This window comes from Pseudomonas sp. GW823-FHT01D03 (assembly GCF_058798255.1).
Map to the genome: position 1 here is coordinate 2,244,354 of NZ_JBXAKK010000001.1, position 18,559 is coordinate 2,262,912.

Consider the following 18,559-nt stretch of genomic DNA (forward strand, 5'->3'; position numbering starts at 1 on the left):
CAATATGCCTTCAGTTATCTTAAGAGGGATTGACACCGCCGAGCTGATTTGGACCTCTGCTAGAATCGCCCCCATCAACTGCCAGAGACTCCCCCATGAGCGAGCCGATTCGTCTGACCCAATACAGCCACGGTGCCGGTTGCGGCTGCAAGATTTCCCCGCAAGTACTGGAAGTGATTCTGGCCGGCAGCGGCGCACAGAACCTTGATCCGAAGCTGTGGGTTGGTAATGCCTCGCGTGATGATGCGGCGGTGTACGAGATCGACGCCGAGCGCGGTGTGGTGTCGACCACGGACTTCTTCATGCCGATTGTCGACGATCCGTTCGACTTCGGCCGGATCGCTGCGACCAATGCGATCAGCGACATCTATGCGATGGGCGGCGATCCGTTGATGGCGATTGCGATCCTCGGCTGGCCAGTGAATGTGCTGGCGCCGGAAGTGGCGCGGGAAGTGATTCGCGGCGGGCGCGCGGTGTGTGACGCCGCCGGCATTCCGCTGGCCGGCGGGCATTCGATCGATGCACCGGAGCCGATCTTCGGCCTGGCCGTGACCGGTCTCGTCGAAAAACGCCACATGAAACGCAACGACACCGCCACCGCCGGTTGCCTGCTGTACCTGACCAAGCCGTTGGGCATCGGCATCCTCACCACCGCCGAGAAAAAGGGCAAATTACGCCCCGGCGATGTCGGTGTGGCCCGCGACTGGATGTGCACCCTGAACAAACCCGGCAGCCGTTTCGGCAAACTCGCCGGGGTCACTGCGATGACCGACGTCACCGGTTTCGGCCTGCTCGGGCATCTGGTGGAAATGGCGGATGGCAGCGGCCTGACGGCACGCATCGCCTATGCTCGCGTGCCGCGTCTGGACAGCGTCGAGTATTACCTCGATCAGGGCTGCGTGCCCGGCGGCACGCTGCGCAACTTTGACAGCTATTCGAGCAAGGTCGGCCGCGTGCAGGAGCTGCACAAGCGTGTGCTGTGCGACCCGCAAACCAGCGGCGGTCTGCTGATTGCAGTCACTCCCGAAGGCAACGACGAGTTCCTTGCCGTCGCTGCTGAACTGGGCCTGGACCTGATGCCGATCGGCGAGCTGGTTGAGCGACAGACCCACGCAGTCGAGGTGATCTGATGTCACGCGACTGCACTGATTACCGCGATATTTTCCTCAACGACCGGCCGATGATGGATGCCCGTGCGCCGATCGAGTTTGCGCACGGCGCGTTTCCCGGCGTGGTCAACCTGCCGCTGATGAACGACCGCGAGCGCGAGCAGGTGGGGACTTGCTACAAGCAGCATGGGCAACAAGCCGCCATCGCCCTGGGTGAGCGGCTGGTGTCTGCCGACGTGCGTGAGCAGCGCATTCAGGGCTGGGTCGAGTTTGCCCGGGCGCACCCCGACGGCTACCTGTATTGCTTTCGCGGCGGCTTGCGCTCGCAGATCGTCCAGCAATGGATCAAGGAAGAGGGCGGGATCGATTACCCGCGGGTCGGCGGTGGCTACAAGGCCATGCGCACGTTCCTGCTGGAGACGATCGATCAGGCCGTGGCCGAGTGCGATCTGGTGCTGCTGGGCGGGATGACCGGCACCGGCAAGACCGAACTGCTGGTGCAATTGCGCAACGGTCTGGATCTGGAAGGTCACGCCAATCATCGGGGATCGAGCTTCGGCAAGCGCGCCACCGGGCAACCGACCAACATCGATTTTGAAAACCGTCTGGCCGTTGATCTGCTGAAAAAACGCGCCGGCGGGATCCAGCAGTTTGTACTGGAAGACGAGAGCCGGGTAGTCGGCAGTTGTGCCTTGCCACTGCCGCTGTACCGAGGCATGCAAGTGGCGCCGATGGTCTGGCTCGAAGACAGCCTGGAGCAGCGGGTCGAGCGGATCCTGCAGGACTATGTGATCGACCTGCACGCCGAGTTCGTCGCCGTACATGGCGAGCAGGGCTTTGCGCTGTATGCCGAGCGGTTGATTGCGAGTTTGAACAATATCCAGCGCCGGCTGGGCGGCGAGCGCCATCAGCGGATGTTCCTGCAGATGGAAGAGGCCCTGGCCGAGCAGGCGCGCAGCGGTTCGGTCGAGATGTTCCGGGACTGGATCAGCGTGTTGCTGCGCGAGTATTACGACCCGATGTATGCGTTCCAGCGTGAGAAAAAGGGCGGGCGGATTGAGTTTGCCGGGGAGCGCGGGGCGGTGCTGGAGTATCTGCGTGAGCGAGCCAGCCAGAAAGATTGAGGTTGTAGCGGCTGGCCTCTTCGCGAGCAAGCTCGCTCCCACAGGTGATCTTCACTGGGCAGAAATTTTCTGCCTGACGCAGATCCCCTGTGGGAGCGGGCTTGCTCGCGAAAGGGTCGGCACAGGCAGCCAATCACTCAAGTCGGACAGGTCGCCTTGCCGTTATCCAGCCCCTGCTTGTAGCTGTGGCTTTGCAGGCTGGCCTTGCCGTTGTGCCAGGTCAGGGTCAGTACGTACAGCGAATCGAAATCACCTGAGGCCCAGTCGTCGGTGATGGTCTGCTTCTCGCCGACGGCCTTGCCCGCGACCTTGTTGATCAGCTCCGGCAAGTAGCCGTGCGACCAGGCGGTGTAGATCGTCGCGTTGTGGTACTTGTCCTCGATCAGTTCGCGCGCCAGGTCACTGGTGTCGTTGGCGGAAAACTCGATGTTCACCGGCAGGCCGAGCTTGATCGCGGCGGGGCTGATGGTCATCAACGGACGGATGTAGCTGTAGGAGTTGTCCAGTTCGCCTTCCTCGACATTGCGCGTCGGGTTGGCGGCGAACACATAATCGGCCTTGCCGAATTTTTCCGGCAACAGGGTCGAGAGGTCGATGGCGCGATTCAGGCCCTGACAATTGAGCTGGCCGAGACCGCCCTCGGGCTTCTCCGCATGGCGCAGGAAGACCAGCGTCTGCGTACCGTCCACCGGTTGCGCGCGAATCTGGCTCGACTCCAGCGACAGGAACAATGCACTGACCGCCAGCAGCGAAGGCAGGGCCACGTAGGCGCGATGTTTGAAACGTTTGGCGAAACTCATGAGGTTCGTCATTGAATATAGGTTCTTCAGCAAATTCGGTTGGGGCTGACCAACCCTTACACCACGGGCTCCCAGCACCGGATGTTGTCCATGTCGTGTGTCGCGCTTCCTTTGCGAAAGGCATAGCTCAGAGTCCTCTGAGGCCGGTTTGGTTCATGCACAGTACCCGCAAGATGTTACGGTTCGTGTAGGAGCTGCCGCAGGCTGCGATCTTTTGATTTGGTTTTTAGAAGCCAGATCAAAAGATCGCAGCCTGCGGCAGCTCCTACATTATGATCAGCGCTTCCCATGTGACTGGATGTTTCCAATGACCGATCTGTCCGCGTTCCCCATTACCCAGAAATGGCCGGCGCAGTACCCCGACTGGATTCAGCTCTACTCCCTGCCGACCCCCAACGGCGTCAAGGTCTCGATCATGCTCGAAGAGATCGGCCTGCCCTACGAGCCACACCGCGTGGGCTTCGATACCCAGGATCAGCTGTCCCCCGAGTTCCTGTCGCTGAACCCCAACAACAAGATCCCGGCGATCCTCGACCCCCACGGCCCGCAAGACCAGCCGCTGCCGCTGTTCGAGTCCGGCGCGATCCTGATCTACCTCGCAGACAAGAGCGGCCAGTTGCTGGCCCAGGAAGGCGCGCTGCGTTACGAGACGATTCAGTGGCTGATGCTCCAGATGGGCGGTATCGGCCCGATGTTCGGCCAGCTCGGTTTCTTCAACAAATTCGCCGGCAAGGACTACGAGGACAAGCGTCCGCGTGACCGCTATGTCGAGGAGAGCAGACGCCTGCTCAACGTGCTCGACAAACGTCTGCAAGGTCGCGACTGGATCATGGGCGAGCGCTATACCATCGCCGACATCGCCACGTTCCCGTGGGTGCGCAACCTGATCGGGTTCTATGAGGCGGGAGATCTGGTCGGGATCAGCAACTTCCCGAATGTGACCCGGGTGCTGGAGCGCTTTCTGGCGCGCCCGGCGGTCGTCCGAGGCCTGACCATTCCTTCCTGAGGCCACACATAACCCTGTGGGAGCGGGCTTGCTCGCGAAGGCGTCGTGTCAGTCAACACGTCTTTTTCTGATAGACCTCCTTCGCGAGCAAGCCCGCTCCCACAGGAATAGTGATGACGCCCGCAGATTATTGCGTCCTTGGTAACGCACTCTTGATTGATCCAGGTTTGTACCTGCGCCCACCGAAGGCATAAGCTTCGCCCCTACGACTTTCGTCTCATCTGCCGTTTTCAGGAAGCGCCATGTCCAGCCAGTTCCCCGAAGCACGTCCCCGCCGTCTGCGCCGCAATGCGAGCCTGCGCAGTCTGTTCCAGGAAACCGAGTTCAGCCTGAATGATCTGGTGCTGCCGATTTTCGTCGAAGAAGAAATCGATGACTTCGTACCGATCAAGAGCATGCCGGGGGTGATGCGCATTCCCGAGCGCAAGCTGGCCAGTGAAATCGAGCGTTATGCCCGTGCCGGGATCAAGTCGGTGATGACTTTCGGCGTGTCCCATCACCTGGACGCCAACGGCAGTGACACCTGGCGCGAAGACGGTCTGGTTTCGCGCATGTCGCGGATTGCCAAGGACGCCGTGCCGGAAATGATCGTGATGTCCGACACCTGCTTCTGCGAATACACCGATCATGGCCACTGCGGGGTGATGCACAACCACGAAGTCGACAATGACCAGACCCTGATCAACCTCGGCAAGCAAGCCGTGGCGGCGGCGCGTGCCGGTGCGGACGTGATCGCGCCGTCGGCGGCGATGGACGGCCAGGTGCGGGCGATTCGCCAGGCGCTGGACGCCGCCGGTTTCACCCAGATTCCGATCATGGCCTACTCGACCAAATTCGCCTCGGCGCTGTACGGCCCGTTCCGCGAGGCCGGCGGCAGCGCGCTGAAGGGTGATCGCAAAAGCTATCAGATGAACCCGATGAACCGCCGCGAAGCCCTGCGCGAATCGCTGCTCGACGAACAGGAAGGCGCCGATGCGCTGATGGTCAAGCCGGCCGGTGCGTACCTCGACATCATCCGCGACATTCGTGAAGCCTCGAACCTGCCGCTGTCGGCGTATCAGGTCAGCGGCGAGTACGCGATGATCAAGTTCGGCGCCCAGGCCGGTGCAATCGACGAGGACCGCGTGGTGCGCGAAAGCCTGGGCGCGATCAAGCGCGCGGGTGCGGATCTGATCTTCACCTACTTTGCGATGGATCTGGCATTGGCCGGGATCTGACGAATACCGCACAACCCCCTGTGGGAGCGGGCTTGCTCGCGAATGCGGTGTATCAGCAACGAATAGGTTGACTGACACGACGCCTTCGCGAGCAAGCCCGCTCCCACATTGGGACTGTGTAGTGTCAGGGGCCGTTAAAGTAGGGCCGGATCCCGTGATCCCGGAAGTACCGCTCGATCACCTTCGGATCCGCGCTGTTATCGGCAATCGCCACATAGGTATCCGGGCGCAACAGGTAAAAGCCGTTACGCCCCAACCCCGCCGTTTCAAACGCCGGCCGCCAGTCGAACACGTGCAGCGGCAGATGGTGTTCATTGCACCAGGCGATCATTTCGTCGCTGGTGTCGCCATACACGTGCACCTGCCAGCACGGCTGGCGCAGCGGCTCGAAATTATCCCCCTCACCATCATGCGCCCACGGCAAGCGGTCGCCGCCGTGGACGTGGCCGGCCGTGCCTTGGCTCAGCGGCATGCCGCGATAGTTGAGGGTGACCTGTGAGACGGTGCGAAAGAGGAATTCGCGGCTGGCCTCGAACGTGGCCATTTTCGGGATCAGAAACGGTGCCAGGCGCGTGCGCAGCAGATCGGCAATGCGCCCTTCGGCGGTGACGAAGCTGAACACCTTGTCGGTGGTTGACACCAGCCTGTGGGCGAAGGCGATGCGCTCGGTTTCGTAGGTGTCGAGCAGTTGCGCCGTGGCGCTGCCGTTGAGCACCGCGGCGAGTTTCCAGGCCAGGTTGATCGCATCGCCAATCCCGGTGTTCATGCCCTGGCCGCCGGCGGGGCTGTGCACATGCGCGGCGTCGCCGAGGAGAAACGCCCGACCGCTGCGAAAGTGTTCGGCCACGCGGTGATGCACGCGGTAGGTGGAGAACCAGTTGACCTCGTCGATATGCACTTTCAAATGCTCGATAGCGCGGCTGCTGACGTCGGCAAATTGCAGGGTTTCAGCACGGTCGGCACGTTCGTCACGCACCGTGCCGATCAGCCGGGCGCGGCCTTCACCGGCCAGCGGGAACACCGCGAGAAAATCCGCTTCGTCCAGATCCAGATGCAGCTCGCCATTCAGTGCCGGGCCGCTGGCCTGCACATCCGCGACGTAGAAAATCTGCTGATAGGTGCCGCCCGGGAATCCGGTGTCGAGGGTTTTGCGCACCACCGAGCGCGCGCCATCGCAGCCTGCCAGAAAGCACGCCTGACAGATTTCCTGCTGCCCGTCCGGCAAGCGCAAATGCGCGCTGAGGCCGTCGCCGGTTTCTTCGAAACTCTCCAGTTCGGTGTTGCGCTCAACCGTCACGTCATAGTCTTCGAGGCGTTCGAGCAGCAGCCGTTCGTGCAGGTCCTGGGGAAATATTTCGATGAACGAGTAGGGCGTCAGGCCTTCGCCGATGCGCTGCAACGGTAACTGCGCGACCGGTTTGCCCTTGACCCAGAAATTCGCCGCCGCGACCTTGTGACCGTTGCGCACCACGGTATCGGCCAGGTCCAGCTGGCGGTACAACTCCAGGGTGCGCGCCTGCACCGCCAGTGCCCGTGAGGTGGTGCCGGGCGCAGAGGTCTTGTCGATGATGCGCACGCGCACGCCCAGTTTGCTCAGCCACAGGGCCAGCACTAGACCGGTCGGGCCGGCGCCGATGATCAGTACGTCGCTGCGGTTCATGGGCCTGTCCTCCGTTTGCTGTGGAGCAAGTATGGATCAGATGGAAAGGGTAGCCAGTACCGGCCCCTTCGCGAGCAAGCCCGCTCCCACAGTCGAACGCATTCCAATGTGGGAGCGGGCTTGCTCGCGAAAAGGCCTTTTCAGGCACTCAAAAACCAAAAAGGCCCCACAGCGGTAAAGCTGCGGGGCCTTTTTCATTTTGGCGGCGGGTTAGAAATCGATCGTCCCCGACAGCTTCGCCACTCGTGGCTCACCCTGGGTCAAGTAGCCGCCCTGCGCCGATTCCCAGTATTTCTTGTTGGCCAGGTTTTCGACGCCCAGACGCAGGGTCACGTCTTTCTGCGAGACCTTGAACGCATAACGCGCACCCGCGTCAAAGCGGTTCCAGCTCGGCAGGCTGAGGTTATTGGCCGCGTCGGCGTACTGGCCACCGGTGCGCAGCATCCGCGCATTCAGCGCCACGCCTTGCAGGCCCGGTACATCCCAGTCGGCACCAGCGTTGAACTGGAAGCTCGGCACGCCAATGGCGCGGTTGCCGTCGTTGGCACCGTTCTGGGTGTTGCGCAGTTCAGTGTCCATCAGGGTCAGGCCGCTGATCAGGCGCAGGCCGTTGATGGGCTCGCCGAACACGTTCATCTCTACGCCTTTGTTGATCTGCTCGCCTTCACGCACGTAGGTGCAGGTGGTGGCGCTGTTGATTTCGCAGTAACCGTCGCTCGGCTGCTCGATGCGATAGACGCCCAGGCTCGCGCCGTAAGTGCCCATGTCGACCTTGACCCCGGCCTCGGTCTGCTTGGAGCGTGCTGGTGCGTAGACTTCGTTGCCGTTGGTCACGCGTAAGCCGCCGGCGCTGGTCGGCGAGGTCGGGCCTTGTGCCAGGCCTTCGATGTGGTTGGCGTAGAACGACACGTGCTCCCACGGCTTGAACACGATGCCGTAGACCGGCGTGGTGATCGATTCGTCGTAGCTCGACTTGCGGCTGCCGCTGCCGTAACTGGCGTAGTTGTAGCCTTGCACCACCAGTTGCTGACGACGCAGGCCGGCGGTGATCAGCAGGCGATCATCGAAGAAACCGAGGGTGTCGGAGAGCGCGAGGCTGCGGTTGAAAGTCTTGCCGACAATGCCCGGATCGCTGACGTCGCCGCCGGCAAAATTGCCGACCGGCGACGGCGTTTGCACCGGGTGGTAGATATTGTTGGCGTACTTGGTCAGGTCGAAATCATAGGCGCTGCGCTGTTCCGCCCACAGACCGCTGAGGCCGAAGTTGAGTTTGTGGCTGACCGCGCCGGTGTTGAACTTGCCGTTGAGGCCGGCCATCAGGCTGGTGTTGTCCTCATCGTGGGGGATGAACGAGCCGGTGGTGTAGGAGGCGCCGTTGTTGCCCACCAGCGTGGTCGAATTGTAGCGGCCGACTTCGCGGGTGTGCTTGGCGCCGCCGGCGACGTACGCGGTCCAGTTGTCGTTCAGGTCGTACTCGGCGCGGAGCATGCCGAAGGTGTCTTCGATGTCGGTGTAACCCCACTTCGGCGCGTAATTGGTGTCGGCTGACGGCGCGTCCGGAATGTGCGTGGCGGTGCCGAGGTTGACCGAGTTGCGGCCACCGTTGACGCGTTCTTTCTGGTAGGCGAAGTCGCCGGAAACACGCAGCGCGTCACCACGGTAGTCAAGGCCGATGCTGAACAGTTTCGAGCGCTGGTTTTCGTGATCGATGCCGGTGTCGCCCTCGCGCTGCGACAGGTTGATCCGTGCGCCGACGCGGTTGTCTTCGCCGAAGCGCTGGCCGATATCGAAGTGCTGACCGATGCGACCTTCGCTGTTGATCTCGGTGGTGTAGCGGCGCAGCGGCTCGTCGCCGGCGCGCTTGGGCTGCAGGTTGACGCCGCCACCGATGCCGGAGCCGGTCGGGGTCACGCCGTTGATGAAGGCGTTGGGGCCTTTGAACACTTCCACGCGCTCCAGCGCATCGGTGGAAATGATCTGCCGGGGCAGCACGCCGTACAGGCCGTTATAGGAAATGTCGTCACCGTTCAGCGGCAGACCGCGGATCATGAACACCTGCGCCTGGTTGGAGAAACCCGAAGCCTGACGCACCGACGAATCGTTGAGCAGGACGTCGGCAACGTTTTCCGCTTGCTGGTCCTGAATCAGTTGTTCGGTGTACGACGCGGCGCTGAACGGCACGTCCATCATGTCCTGATTGCCGAGCACGCCGAGTTGACCGCCACGGGCGACCTGACCACCGGCGTAGACCGGGGGCAGGGCGTCGGGCGTCGGTGCCTGGGCGTTGACGTTGACATTGTCGAGCACCAGCGCCTTGCCGTTTTCATCGGCAGCATGGGCGGTGACGGTCAGGGAGCACAGCAGGGCGAGAAGCGTCGGGCGGAACGGGACGGCGAGTCGAGCTGAAACGGGCATGTCGATACCTGGAGGCGTACGGCCGGTGAGAAAATTAGAACGGCGCGGGGAACTCCTTGCGCAAATACGACTCCAGGCACAAATGATAGGAGTTCGCAGTAACGTTTTGCAATCAGTTTGTCATCAACCCGGAAAACTCATTCACCTGTAGGAGCTGCCGCAGGCTGCGATCTGTTGACTTGGTTTTTAAAAGACAAGATCAAAAGATCGCAGCCTGCGGCAGCTCCTACAGGGATTGTGTATGGTGGTTCGGGCTTACTGGATTGGATGAAGCAACATGCGATTACTTATTACCCTCGCCGCGCTGTTGGTGCTCGCCGGTTGCGCCGGCCAGCGCAGCCAGGAGCCGGCGCCGCGCGCACCCGCCGAAGTGAAGGCCGAAATCGTCCGGCTGATGCCGGCCAAAACCGCTGATCGGCAAGGCTGGGCCACCGACATCTACGCCGCGTTCGCCGCGCAGGGCATCAGCCCGACCACGCAAAACCTATGTTCGGTGCTGGCCGTTGCCGAGCAGGAATCGACCTTCCAGGCGGACCCCACCGTGCCGGGCCTGGGCAAGATCGCCCGCGACGAAATCGACCGTCGTGCCGCCAAAGTGCATATCCCCGGCCTGCTGGTCAGTGGCGCGCTGCAAGTGCGCTCCACCAACGGCAAGACCTACAGCGAACGCTTGAACGCGGCACGCAGTGAAAAAGAACTCAGCGCCATTTTCGACGACTTCATCGGTAGGGTGCCGATGGGCCGCACCTTGTTCGGCGGCTTCAACCCGGTACACACCGCCGGACCGATGCAGGTCAGCATCGAATTCGCCGAGCAGCACGCCAAGGATTATCCATACCCGGTAGACGGCACGATCCGCCACGAAGTGTTCACCCGCCGTGGCGGCATGTACTTCGGCATCGCGCACTTGCTTGGCTACCCGGTGAGTTATCGCGAGCCGCTGTACCGCTTCGCGGACTTCAACGCCGGCTGGTACGCCAGCCGCAATGCCGCGTTTCAGAACGCCGTCAGCCGAGCCTCGGGCATCCCGTTGGCGCTGGATGGCGACTTGATCCGCTACGACTCGATCATGCCCGGCGGTACCGAACTGGCGGTGCGCACCCTCGGCAAGTCGCTGGGCATGCGCAACCCGACCATTCGCGATCAACTGGAGAAAGGCAAGACTCTGGAGTTTGAAGACACCAAGCTTTATCAGCGGGTGTTCGAACTGGCGGAGCAAGCGGAGGGAAAAAAACTGCCGCGTGCGGTGTTGCCGGGGATCGTGCTGCAGAGCCCGAAAATCACGCGCAAACTGACCACGGCGTGGTTCGCCAAGCGCGTGGATGAGCGCTACAAGCGTTGCATGGCCAAGGCCGGTTGATGCCGGTTCAAAGCACTTTGACGGCTCGGCCAATCGCCTGAATCGGTCCGGTTGGTTTGCCGATCGGCGAGCCATTGGCGCCTTCCAGCGTCAGCTCGAACAGCTGATTCGGTTGCAGCGGCGGCAATTTGTCCAGCGGCACCGACAGCGTCTGCCCCGGTTTGACCAGCCCCAGCGACACCGGTCCTTGCCAGCCGTCAGCCTTGGTCCAGAACTCCAGCGCCTTGTCTGCCGGCACTTCGACCACGCCCAGCGGGATCAACTGGATTTCACGCGGATTGCTGGCCTGGATCACCCAGCCCGGCGCCTTGTCCTGCGGGGCGACCAGCACCACCAGATAATTCGGTTTAGGCGGGGTCTGGGTCAGCAGAATTGAACCCAGGACCAATGTCGCAGCCAGTCCGGCAGCGCTCAGCCCGCGCCACAGCGGCAGCAGATTCCACCACGAGGTGGTGGACGTTTCAGGCGTCAGTCGCTCGACGCTGCGCTCGATTCGCGGCCACAGGAACGCCGACGGTTGCTGCGCTTCGGCATAGTCCGTCAGCTCCAGCAGCCGCCGTTCCCAGGCGTCCACCGCTGCGCGCAGATCCGGCTCATGCGGCAGACGTTTCTGCACCTCGATCCGCTGTTCAGCAGAGAGTGTGCCGAGCACGTATTCGCCGGCCAGTTCATCACGTTCCTGCGCCGATTCAGTGGTCATCCCATGCACTCCCGCAAAGCGTTGAGGCTGCGTTTGATCCAGGCTTTGACCGTGCCCAGCGGCGTGCCCAACCGTTGGGAAATCTGCGCGTGGCTGTAGCCATCGACATAGGCGTGGAGGATGCAGCTTCGGCGTTGTGGGTCGAGTTGTTCCAGGCAGCGATGGATGCGCCCCGAATGCGCCTGGGCATCGAAGCCGTCATCTTCTTCGGCAGGCATTTCATGATCTTCGCTGAACGGGGTTTCCCGAGGCTGATTGCGCAGCAGATTCAGCGCCAGATGCCGGGTCACGCTGAACATCCAGCCCCGCGCCGAGCCGCGCGCCGGATCGAACTGCGCCGCACCGTTCCAGATCTTGATGAACGCCTCATGCACGATGTCCTCCGCCAGCGCCGTGTCACGCACCAGCCGTTTGGCCACGCCGAGCAGGCGCGGTCCTTCCTGCACGTACAAATCGCGCAGGGCCTGACGCTCGCCGCGGGCACAGGCAGCGAGGCGGGCTTCGTAATCAAACACGGATTCGGTCAAGGACATGTGGTGCAATCTAGCTCACATTCCGCAAACATCCAGACAACCCGATTCCCCTTGTAGGAGTGAGCCTGCTCGCGATGACGGTGTATCAGTGGAGCAGTTGTTGGCTGACACACCGTCATCGCGAGCAGGCTCACTCCTACAGAGGCTTTGTGTTGAGTCGGGAACTCAGTTCGCCGCCCAGAAAATGTAGTCCGCCTGATACTTCACCACTTCCTGCTTGCCCTTGTTCGCCGCCGTGCATTCGCTGCCTGGCGCTACGCCGCCCTTGAGCGCGACCCGCTGGATGTAACTCACGCCGCTCATCGCGCCTTTGCCTTCAGCCGGGTTGGCCTTGACCAGTTGATAGGGCAGGTTGCCCGGGCTCGACGGAGCGACGGCCAATTGCGTGCCGGTGACTTTCGATCCGTCCTTGGCCTGCCAGGTGGCTGGCGGGCCGAAGTAGGTGCCGACCTGCTTGCCGCTGCGATCATTGAGCACCGCTTTAGGGCCGACGAAGGTCCATTCGGTCTGCCCGGCGGCATTGGGCTTGTCGCGGCATTCGTAAGTGATCTCGCCGACGCCGGTGGTTTCCATGGCGATCTTGTGGCCTTCCGGGACTTTGATCGCATCGGGATAGCTGCTTTGGGCGAAGGTTGTCGAGGACAGGGCGAGCAAACCGGTGAGGCCAATCAGTTGAGTGATGTTCATCAGTGTTATCTCCGAAAGGGGTAGATCGCTGACAGCCGAAGAGGGCTGTTACAGGGACTACCCGTGAAGGAGGCGTTTGGATGCAGTGCCCGAAAAATATTTTCCACCTCCACCGATCTCCCCCTGTGGGAGCGGGCTTGCTCGCGAAGGCGTCCTGTCAGTCGATATTCATGTCACAGGCATATCGCATTCGCGAGCAAGCCCGCTCCCACAGGGATTTGCGTCGGGCTTGAGGCCGGAGGCTTTCAGCAGTTCCTGGGTGTAGGGGTGGGTTGGCGCAGCAAAAATCTCCCGCGACGAACCCTGTTCCACCACCTTGCCATCCTTGATCACCAGCAAGTCATGGGCCAGCGCATGCACCACCGCCAGGTCATGGCTGATGAACAGATACGTCAGCCCATGCTTGATCTGCAGTTGCCGCAACAGATCTACCACTTGTTTCTGCACCGTGCGATCCAGCGCCGAGGTCGGTTCGTCGAGCAGAATCAGCGCTGGCTCCAGCACCAGCGCGCGGGCGATGGAGATGCGCTGGCGCTGACCGCCGGAGAATTCGTGGGGGTAGCGATGACGGCTCTTGGGGTCAAGGCCGACTTCCTCCAGCACGCGAATCACCGCCGCCTCTCGCTCCGCCTCAGTGCCGATGCCGTGGGTCAGCAAGCCTTCGGCAATGATCTGCTGCACCGACATCCTTGGACTCAGGCTGCCGAACGGATCCTGGAACACCACCTGAATCTGTCGCCGCAAGGGGCGCATCAAACGTTGATTGAGCAGGCTCAGCTGCTTGTTGCCGAAGCGGATATCGCCCCCGGATTCCACCAGCCGCAGGATCGCCTGACCCAGCGTCGATTTGCCCGAACCGGACTCGCCGACAATCCCCAGGGTCTTGCCGCGTTGCAGGCGGAAACTGACCCCGTCCACCGCTTTGACGTACGCCTGTGAACGACTGAACAGCGTCTTGGGCAGGGCAAACCAGACCTTCAGATCATCGACTTCCAGCAGATTGTGTTCGTACGGGCTCGGCACCGGCGCACCGCTCGGTTCAGCTTCGATCAGCAAGCGGCTGTAAGGATGCTGCGGCGCGCGAAACAGTGTCTCGCAGTCGGCCTGTTCGACGATTTCGCCGTGGCGCATCACGCACACCCGTTGCGCGATGCGCCGCACCAGATTGAGATCGTGACTGATCAGCAGCATCGACATGCCGAGCCGCTGCTGCAACTCGATCAACAGTTCGAGAATTTTCTGCTGCACGGTGACGTCCAGCGCCGTGGTCGGCTCATCCGCGATCAGCAGTTCCGGCTCATTGGCCAGCGCCATCGCAATCATCACCCGTTGCCGTTGACCGCCGGAAAGCTGATGTGGATAGGCTTTCAAACGCTGCAGAGGTTGGCGAATACCCACCAGTTCGAGCAGCTCCAAAGTGCGCGCACGGGCGGCGCGACCCTTGAGACCCTTGTGAATCTCCAGCACTTCGCTGACCTGTCTTTCCACGGTGTGCAGGGGATTGAGCGAGGTCATCGGCTCCTGGAAAATCATTGCGATCCGGTTGCCGCGCAAACCACGCATCTGCTGCTCGCTGGCGTGCAGCAGGTTCACCCCGTTATAAGCAATCGACCCATTGCTGCTGACGGTTTTGCCCGGTAACAGACGCAAAATCGAATGCGCCGTGACCGACTTGCCCGAGCCGGACTCACCGACCAGTGCCAAGCATTCGCCACGCCGAATATCGAGGTTCAGACCGTGCACCACTTCCTGCCCGGCGAAGGCGACACGCAGGTCGCGGATTTCAATCAGGTTGTCGCTCATGTCAGCTCCTCGGATCAAGATCTTGGATCAAACGCATCACGGCAAGCCTCACCGATGAACACCAGCAACGACAGAATCAGCGCCAAGGCAAAAAATGCCGTCAGCCCCAGCCACGGCGCTTGCAGATTGCGCTTGGCCTGACCGATCAATTCGCCCAGCGAGGCGGTGCCGGCGGGCATGCCGAAACCGAGGAAATCCAGGGCGGTGAGGGTGGCGATGGCGCCGGTCAGAATGAACGGCAGGTAAGTCAGGGTGGAGGTCATCGCGTTGGGCAGGATGTGCCGCAGCATCAGTTCGCTGTCGGTCAGCCCCAGCGCCCGCGCGGCTTTGACGTATTCCAGATTGCGTCCACGCAGGAACTCGGCGCGCACCACGTCCACCAATGCCAGCCAGGAAAACAGCGCCATGATTCCCAGCAACCACCAGAAACTTGGTGAGACGAACCCGGACAAGATGATCAGCAGATACAGCACCGGCAGCCCCGACCAGATCTCCAGCACCCGTTGCCCGAGCAGGTCGACCCAGCCGCCGTAATAACCCTGCAAGGCCCCGGCAACGATGCCGACCAACGCACTGATACCGGTGAGGATCAGCGCAAACAGAATTGAAATCCGTGTGCCGAAAATCACCCGTGCCAACACGTCCCGCGCCTGATCGTCGGTGCCCAGCCAATTGCTGGAAGAGGGTGGGCTGGGTGCCGGTTCAGTCAGGTCGTAATTGACCGTGTCGTAGCTGAACGGGATCGGCGGAAACAGCATCCAGCCGCCCTGATCCTCGATCAGCCCGTGCACGTAAGCGCTGGCGTAATCCGGCTGGAACGGCAGTTCACCGCCGAAATCGGTTTCCAGGTATTCGCTGAGAATCGGGAAGTACAAGGCGCCGTGGTAGCGGATCACCAACGGTTTGTCGTTGGCAATCAGTTCGCCGCCGAGGCAGATCAGGCACAGGCCAATGAACAGCCACAGCGACCAGCGTCCACGGCGGTTGGCCTTGAACTGCGCGACCCGGCGCTGACCCAGAGGAGAAAGTGTGAACATCAGGCAGTCCTCGCCGAGAAGTCGATACGCGGGTCGAGCAGGGTGTAGCAGAGATCACCGATCAGCTTGATCAGCAGGCCAAACAGGGTGAACAGAAACAGCGCGCCGAACACCACCGGGTAGTCACGCGACACCGCCGCCTCGTAACTCATGCGCCCGAGGCCGTCGAGGTTGAAGATGGTTTCGATCAGCAAGGAACCGGCGAAAAACACCTCGATCAGCGCCGAGGGCACACCGGCCACCACCAGCAACATGGCGTTGCGAAACACGTGGCCGTAGAGCATGCGGCGCTCGGTCAAACCCTTGGCCCGCGCGGTGATCACGTATTGGCGGCTGATCTCGTTGAGGAAGCTGTTTTTGGTGAGGATGGTCAGGGTGGCGAACCCGCCGATCACCAGTGCCGTGACCGGCAACACCAAGTGCCAGAGGTAGTCGCCGACCTTGCCCAGGGGGCTGAGGCTGTCGAAGTTATCCGACACCAGGCCCTGCACCGGAAACCAGTTGACGTAGCTGCCGCCGGCGAACACCACGATCAGCAGCATCGCAAACAGAAACGCCGGCATCGCGTAGCCAATGATGATCGCGGTGCTGCTCCAGACATCGAACGCGCTGCCGTTTCTGATCGCCTTGCGGATGCCCAGCGGGATTGAAATCAGGTAGGTGATCAGCGTTGCCCAAAGACCCAGGGACAGTGACACTGGCAGCTTCTGCATGATCAGATCGGTGACCTTGGCGCCGCGAAAGAAACTGCTGCCCAGATCCAGCTGGGCGTAGTTTTTAAGCATCAGCCACAGGCGTTCGTGCATCGGCTTGTCGAAGCCGTAGTGGTGTTTGATTTCCTCGATCAGCGCCGGATCGAGGCCACGGCTGCTGCGCCCGGCACCGCCAATCGCGGCGACTTCGCCACCACCGCCCATGCCGTGCCCGCCGAAACCTTGCAGGCGCGCAATGGCTTGCTCGACCGGCCCCCCCGGTGCGGCCTGCACAATCACGAAGTTGACCACCAGAATGCACAGCAGCGTGGGGATGATCAGCAGCAAACGTCGACTCAGATAACGCAGCATGTCACTGACCCCCTGCGAGCTGGGAGTGCATCTGTTGCGTGGTCAACGGCTTGGCCGAGACCTCCCACCAGGTGTTGAGGCCTTCGTCGTACGCCGGTTGCACCGCCGGCATGCCGAAGCGGTTCTGATACACCGTCGGCGTGCCCTTGGAGTAGTAGTTGGGAATCATGTAGTAACCCCATTGCAGCACCCGGTCGAGGGCGCGGGCGTAATGCACCATGGCGTCGCGGGTATCAGCCTTGACCAGCCCGTCGATCAGTTGATCGACCGCCGGGTTGGCCAGCACCATCGAGTTCGAACTGCCGACTTGCGTGGCACTTTGCGAGGCATACAGGCTGTACAGCTCGCGGCCGGGGGAGACGATCGGATCGCCACTGCGCGGGAAACTGGTGACGATCATGTCGTAGTCGCGGGCGTTGAGCCGATTGACGTATTGCGCCGAGTCGATCCGCCGTAGATTCAGGGTGATGCCGATCTGCGCGAGGGTGCGTTTGAACGGCAGCAGCATGCGGTCGAAACCGCCCTGACCGTCGAGGAAGGTGAACTCCAGAGGCTCGCCGGCGGCGTTGACCAGTCGGCTGTGTTGCGGCGTCCAGCCGGCCTCGGCGAGCAGCTTGAGGGCTTGCAGCTGCTTGTCGCGGATGTAACCGCTGCCATCGGTTTTCGGCGCCTGATACACCGTGGTGAACACCTCGTCCGGAATCTGCCCGCGCAACGGCTCAAGGATCTTCAGTTCCTCGGCGTCGGGCAGGGCGGTCGCGGCCATTTCACTCTTCGGCCAGAAGCTGTTCTGGCGCACGTAGAAGCCACGCATCATCTGCTTGTTGGTCCATTCGAAATCCCACAACAGGCTGATCGCCTGACGCACGCGGCGATCCTGAAAGATCGGGTTTTGCAGGTTGAACACGAAGCCTTGAGCCGCGGTGGGTTTCTGCGGGGCGAGGATCGCCTGTTGCAAGCGACCGTCACGCAGTGCCGGGCTGTCGTAGCCGACCACGTAGCCGGACGAGGAAAACTCGCGGTTGTAGTCGAAAGCGCCGGCCTGCAACAGTTGGCGCGCGACGTCGGTATCGCCGTAGAAATTCACCGTGAGCGTGTCGAAGTTGTACATGCCGCGACTGACCGGCAGGTCCTTGCCCCACCAGTCCGGGTCGCGCTGGAAACTGATGCTGCGTCCGGCATCGACTTTGCTCACGCGGTACGGGCCGCTGCCCAGCGGCGGTTCGAAGCCGCCGCCGTTGGCGAAATCGCGCGTCTTCCACCAGTGTTCGGGCACCACGCGCAGTGTCGCCAGATCCAGCGCCAGGGTGCGGTTGAGGTTGTTCTTGAAGGTGAAGCGCACCTGCCGTGGGTTTTCGATCAGCACGTCCTGCACGTCGGCGTACTGCTGACGATAACTGAGGCTGCCCTTGGTCATCAGCAGGTTGAAGGTGTAGCGCACGTCTTCGGCGGTGATCGGCGTGCCGTCGGCGAAGCGTGCCTTGGGGTTCAGGGTGAAGCGCACCCAGAGACCCTCGGGATCGCGCTCGATCTGCTGCGCGACCAAGGCGTAAACGGTGTAGGGCTCGTCCAGCGAACGGAACGCCAGCGGCGCATATACCCAGTCGTTGACCTGCACCACGGAAATGCCCTGATCGGCATACGGAGTGATGTAGTTGTACTGGCCGATCTCCATCGACGCGCGGCTGAGCGAACCACCCTTGGGCGCCTTGGGATCAACGAAATCAAAATGCTCGAAGTTCGCCGGATACTTCGGCGCCTCGCCGTATACCGTCAGTGCGTAGCTGCCGGCGGCCAGTGCCGGCACGGCGGCGCAGAGCAAAGCGCCGCCGATCAGCAGGCCTGCCATGTTGCGCAAAACACTCATGCATTCACTCCTCAAAATCCCTGGAAAAGCTCAGCTCAACCTGTGGGAGATCTACTGTGGGAGGGGGCTTGCTCCCGAAGGCGGTGTGTCAGTCAACACACCCTTCACGGATATACCGCCTTCGGGAGCAAGCCCCCTCCCACAGTGGAAACATCTCCCACAGGAGAGACATCCGGT

15 protein-coding genes are annotated in these 18,559 nt (G+C 61.9%); 5 read left to right on the forward strand and 10 right to left on the reverse strand.

What is annotated here, in order from left to right:
- Positions 1–95: 95 nt before the first annotated feature.
- Positions 96–1,130: a selenide, water dikinase SelD gene (gene selD / locus AC1RBR_RS09835; RefSeq protein ID WP_456019151.1), complete on the forward strand. Its 1,035-nt coding sequence runs from the start codon at positions 96–98 to the stop codon at positions 1,128–1,130.
- Positions 1,130–2,233: a tRNA 2-selenouridine(34) synthase MnmH gene (mnmH, locus tag AC1RBR_RS09840; RefSeq protein ID WP_492564081.1), complete on the forward strand. Its 1,104-nt coding sequence runs from the start codon at positions 1,130–1,132 to the stop codon at positions 2,231–2,233. The genes selD and mnmH overlap by 1 nt, the downstream gene beginning before the upstream one ends.
- 137 nt (positions 2,234–2,370) lie before the next feature.
- On the opposite strand, the gene AC1RBR_RS09845 is transcribed toward mnmH, so the two are convergent.
- The gene (locus AC1RBR_RS09845; protein ID WP_115985664.1) at positions 2,371–3,045 is read right to left on the reverse strand and encodes a histidine phosphatase family protein; all 675 of its coding nucleotides are present in this window, start codon (positions 3,043–3,045) and stop codon (positions 2,371–2,373) included.
- Positions 3,046–3,340: 295 nt separating this feature from the next.
- Between AC1RBR_RS09845 and AC1RBR_RS09850 the strand changes: the two genes are divergently transcribed.
- Both AC1RBR_RS09850 and hemB read left to right on the forward strand, forming a co-directional pair.
- Positions 3,341–4,039: a glutathione binding-like protein gene (locus tag AC1RBR_RS09850; RefSeq protein WP_492564083.1), complete on the forward strand. Its 699-nt coding sequence runs from the start codon at positions 3,341–3,343 to the stop codon at positions 4,037–4,039.
- 242 nt (positions 4,040–4,281) lie between these two features.
- A complete protein-coding gene (hemB, locus tag AC1RBR_RS09855; protein ID WP_041074196.1) occupies positions 4,282–5,256 on the forward strand; it encodes a porphobilinogen synthase in 975 nt (324 codons plus the stop codon).
- A 124-nt stretch (positions 5,257–5,380) separates the two neighbouring features.
- Here hemB and AC1RBR_RS09860 read toward each other — a convergent pair whose 3' ends face one another.
- Positions 5,381–6,916 (reverse strand): FAD-dependent oxidoreductase, encoded by a 1,536-nt coding sequence (locus tag AC1RBR_RS09860; RefSeq protein WP_492564085.1) that lies wholly within the window; start codon positions 6,914–6,916, stop codon positions 5,381–5,383.
- Between the two features lie 210 nt (positions 6,917–7,126).
- Entirely contained in the window at positions 7,127–9,331 is a 2,205-nt protein-coding gene (locus tag AC1RBR_RS09865) for a TonB-dependent receptor (protein ID WP_492564087.1), read from the reverse strand.
- Between the two features lie 277 nt (positions 9,332–9,608).
- Between AC1RBR_RS09865 and AC1RBR_RS09870 the strand changes: the two genes are divergently transcribed.
- Positions 9,609–10,691 carry a DUF1615 domain-containing protein gene (locus AC1RBR_RS09870; RefSeq protein WP_492564089.1) on the forward strand — a complete coding sequence of 361 codons (1,083 nt, stop codon included), beginning with the start codon at positions 9,609–9,611 and terminating at the stop codon, positions 10,689–10,691.
- A 7-nt stretch (positions 10,692–10,698) separates the two neighbouring features.
- On the opposite strand, the gene AC1RBR_RS09875 is transcribed toward AC1RBR_RS09870, so the two are convergent.
- The 7 genes from AC1RBR_RS09875 to AC1RBR_RS09905 form a co-directional block, all read right to left on the reverse strand.
- A complete protein-coding gene (locus AC1RBR_RS09875; RefSeq protein WP_095138758.1) occupies positions 10,699–11,391 on the reverse strand; it encodes an anti-sigma factor in 693 nt (230 codons plus the stop codon).
- A complete protein-coding gene (locus AC1RBR_RS09880) occupies positions 11,388–11,924 on the reverse strand; it encodes a sigma-70 family RNA polymerase sigma factor (protein ID WP_492564090.1) in 537 nt (178 codons plus the stop codon). The genes AC1RBR_RS09875 and AC1RBR_RS09880 overlap by 4 nt, the downstream gene beginning before the upstream one ends.
- A gap of 165 nt (positions 11,925–12,089) precedes the next feature.
- Complete coding sequence (locus AC1RBR_RS09885) at positions 12,090–12,611, reverse strand: DUF3455 domain-containing protein (protein WP_027613866.1); 522 nt, start codon at positions 12,609–12,611, stop codon at positions 12,090–12,092.
- 168 nt (positions 12,612–12,779) lie between these two features.
- Positions 12,780–14,414, reverse strand: coding sequence for an ABC transporter ATP-binding protein (locus tag AC1RBR_RS09890; protein ID WP_492564093.1), 1,635 nt, complete (start codon positions 14,412–14,414; stop codon positions 12,780–12,782).
- Between the two features lie 14 nt (positions 14,415–14,428).
- Positions 14,429–15,451 (reverse strand): ABC transporter permease, encoded by a 1,023-nt coding sequence (locus tag AC1RBR_RS09895; RefSeq protein WP_115985656.1) that lies wholly within the window; start codon positions 15,449–15,451, stop codon positions 14,429–14,431.
- On the reverse strand, positions 15,451–16,515 hold the full coding sequence (locus AC1RBR_RS09900) for a microcin C ABC transporter permease YejB (protein ID WP_492564095.1): 1,065 nt from the start codon (positions 16,513–16,515) through the stop codon (positions 15,451–15,453). The genes AC1RBR_RS09895 and AC1RBR_RS09900 overlap by 1 nt, the downstream gene beginning before the upstream one ends.
- A 1-nt stretch (position 16,516) precedes the next feature.
- A complete protein-coding gene (locus tag AC1RBR_RS09905; RefSeq protein WP_492564097.1) occupies positions 16,517–18,382 on the reverse strand; it encodes an extracellular solute-binding protein in 1,866 nt (621 codons plus the stop codon).
- Between the last annotated feature and the right edge of the window lie 177 nt (positions 18,383–18,559).

What these genes read in the sequence shown, in the direction of transcription:
- AC1RBR_RS09895 (WP_115985656.1), bottom strand. Translation starts at nt 15,451, where the DNA reads ATGTTCACACTTTCTCCTCTGGGTCAGCGCCGGGTCGCGCAGTTCAAG.
- AC1RBR_RS09905 (WP_492564097.1), bottom strand. Translation starts at nt 18,382, where the DNA reads ATGAGTGTTTTGCGCAACATGGCAGGCCTGCTGATCGGCGGCGCTTTG.
- AC1RBR_RS09870 (WP_492564089.1), top strand. Translation starts at nt 9,609, where the DNA reads ATGCGATTACTTATTACCCTCGCCGCGCTGTTGGTGCTCGCCGGTTGC.
- AC1RBR_RS09900 (WP_492564095.1), bottom strand. Translation starts at nt 16,515, where the DNA reads ATGCTGCGTTATCTGAGTCGACGTTTGCTGCTGATCATCCCCACGCTG.
- AC1RBR_RS09850 (WP_492564083.1), top strand. Translation starts at nt 3,341, where the DNA reads ATGACCGATCTGTCCGCGTTCCCCATTACCCAGAAATGGCCGGCGCAG.
- AC1RBR_RS09845 (WP_115985664.1), bottom strand. Translation starts at nt 3,045, where the DNA reads ATGACGAACCTCATGAGTTTCGCCAAACGTTTCAAACATCGCGCCTAC.
- AC1RBR_RS09880 (WP_492564090.1), bottom strand. Translation starts at nt 11,924, where the DNA reads ATGTCCTTGACCGAATCCGTGTTTGATTACGAAGCCCGCCTCGCTGCC.
- selD (WP_456019151.1), top strand. Translation starts at nt 96, where the DNA reads ATGAGCGAGCCGATTCGTCTGACCCAATACAGCCACGGTGCCGGTTGC.
- AC1RBR_RS09890 (WP_492564093.1), bottom strand. Translation starts at nt 14,414, where the DNA reads ATGAGCGACAACCTGATTGAAATCCGCGACCTGCGTGTCGCCTTCGCC.
- AC1RBR_RS09860 (WP_492564085.1), bottom strand. Translation starts at nt 6,916, where the DNA reads ATGAACCGCAGCGACGTACTGATCATCGGCGCCGGCCCGACCGGTCTA.
- AC1RBR_RS09865 (WP_492564087.1), bottom strand. Translation starts at nt 9,331, where the DNA reads ATGCCCGTTTCAGCTCGACTCGCCGTCCCGTTCCGCCCGACGCTTCTC.
- AC1RBR_RS09875 (WP_095138758.1), bottom strand. Translation starts at nt 11,391, where the DNA reads ATGACCACTGAATCGGCGCAGGAACGTGATGAACTGGCCGGCGAATAC.
- hemB (WP_041074196.1), top strand. Translation starts at nt 4,282, where the DNA reads ATGTCCAGCCAGTTCCCCGAAGCACGTCCCCGCCGTCTGCGCCGCAAT.
- mnmH (WP_492564081.1), top strand. Translation starts at nt 1,130, where the DNA reads ATGTCACGCGACTGCACTGATTACCGCGATATTTTCCTCAACGACCGG.
- AC1RBR_RS09885 (WP_027613866.1), bottom strand. Translation starts at nt 12,611, where the DNA reads ATGAACATCACTCAACTGATTGGCCTCACCGGTTTGCTCGCCCTGTCC.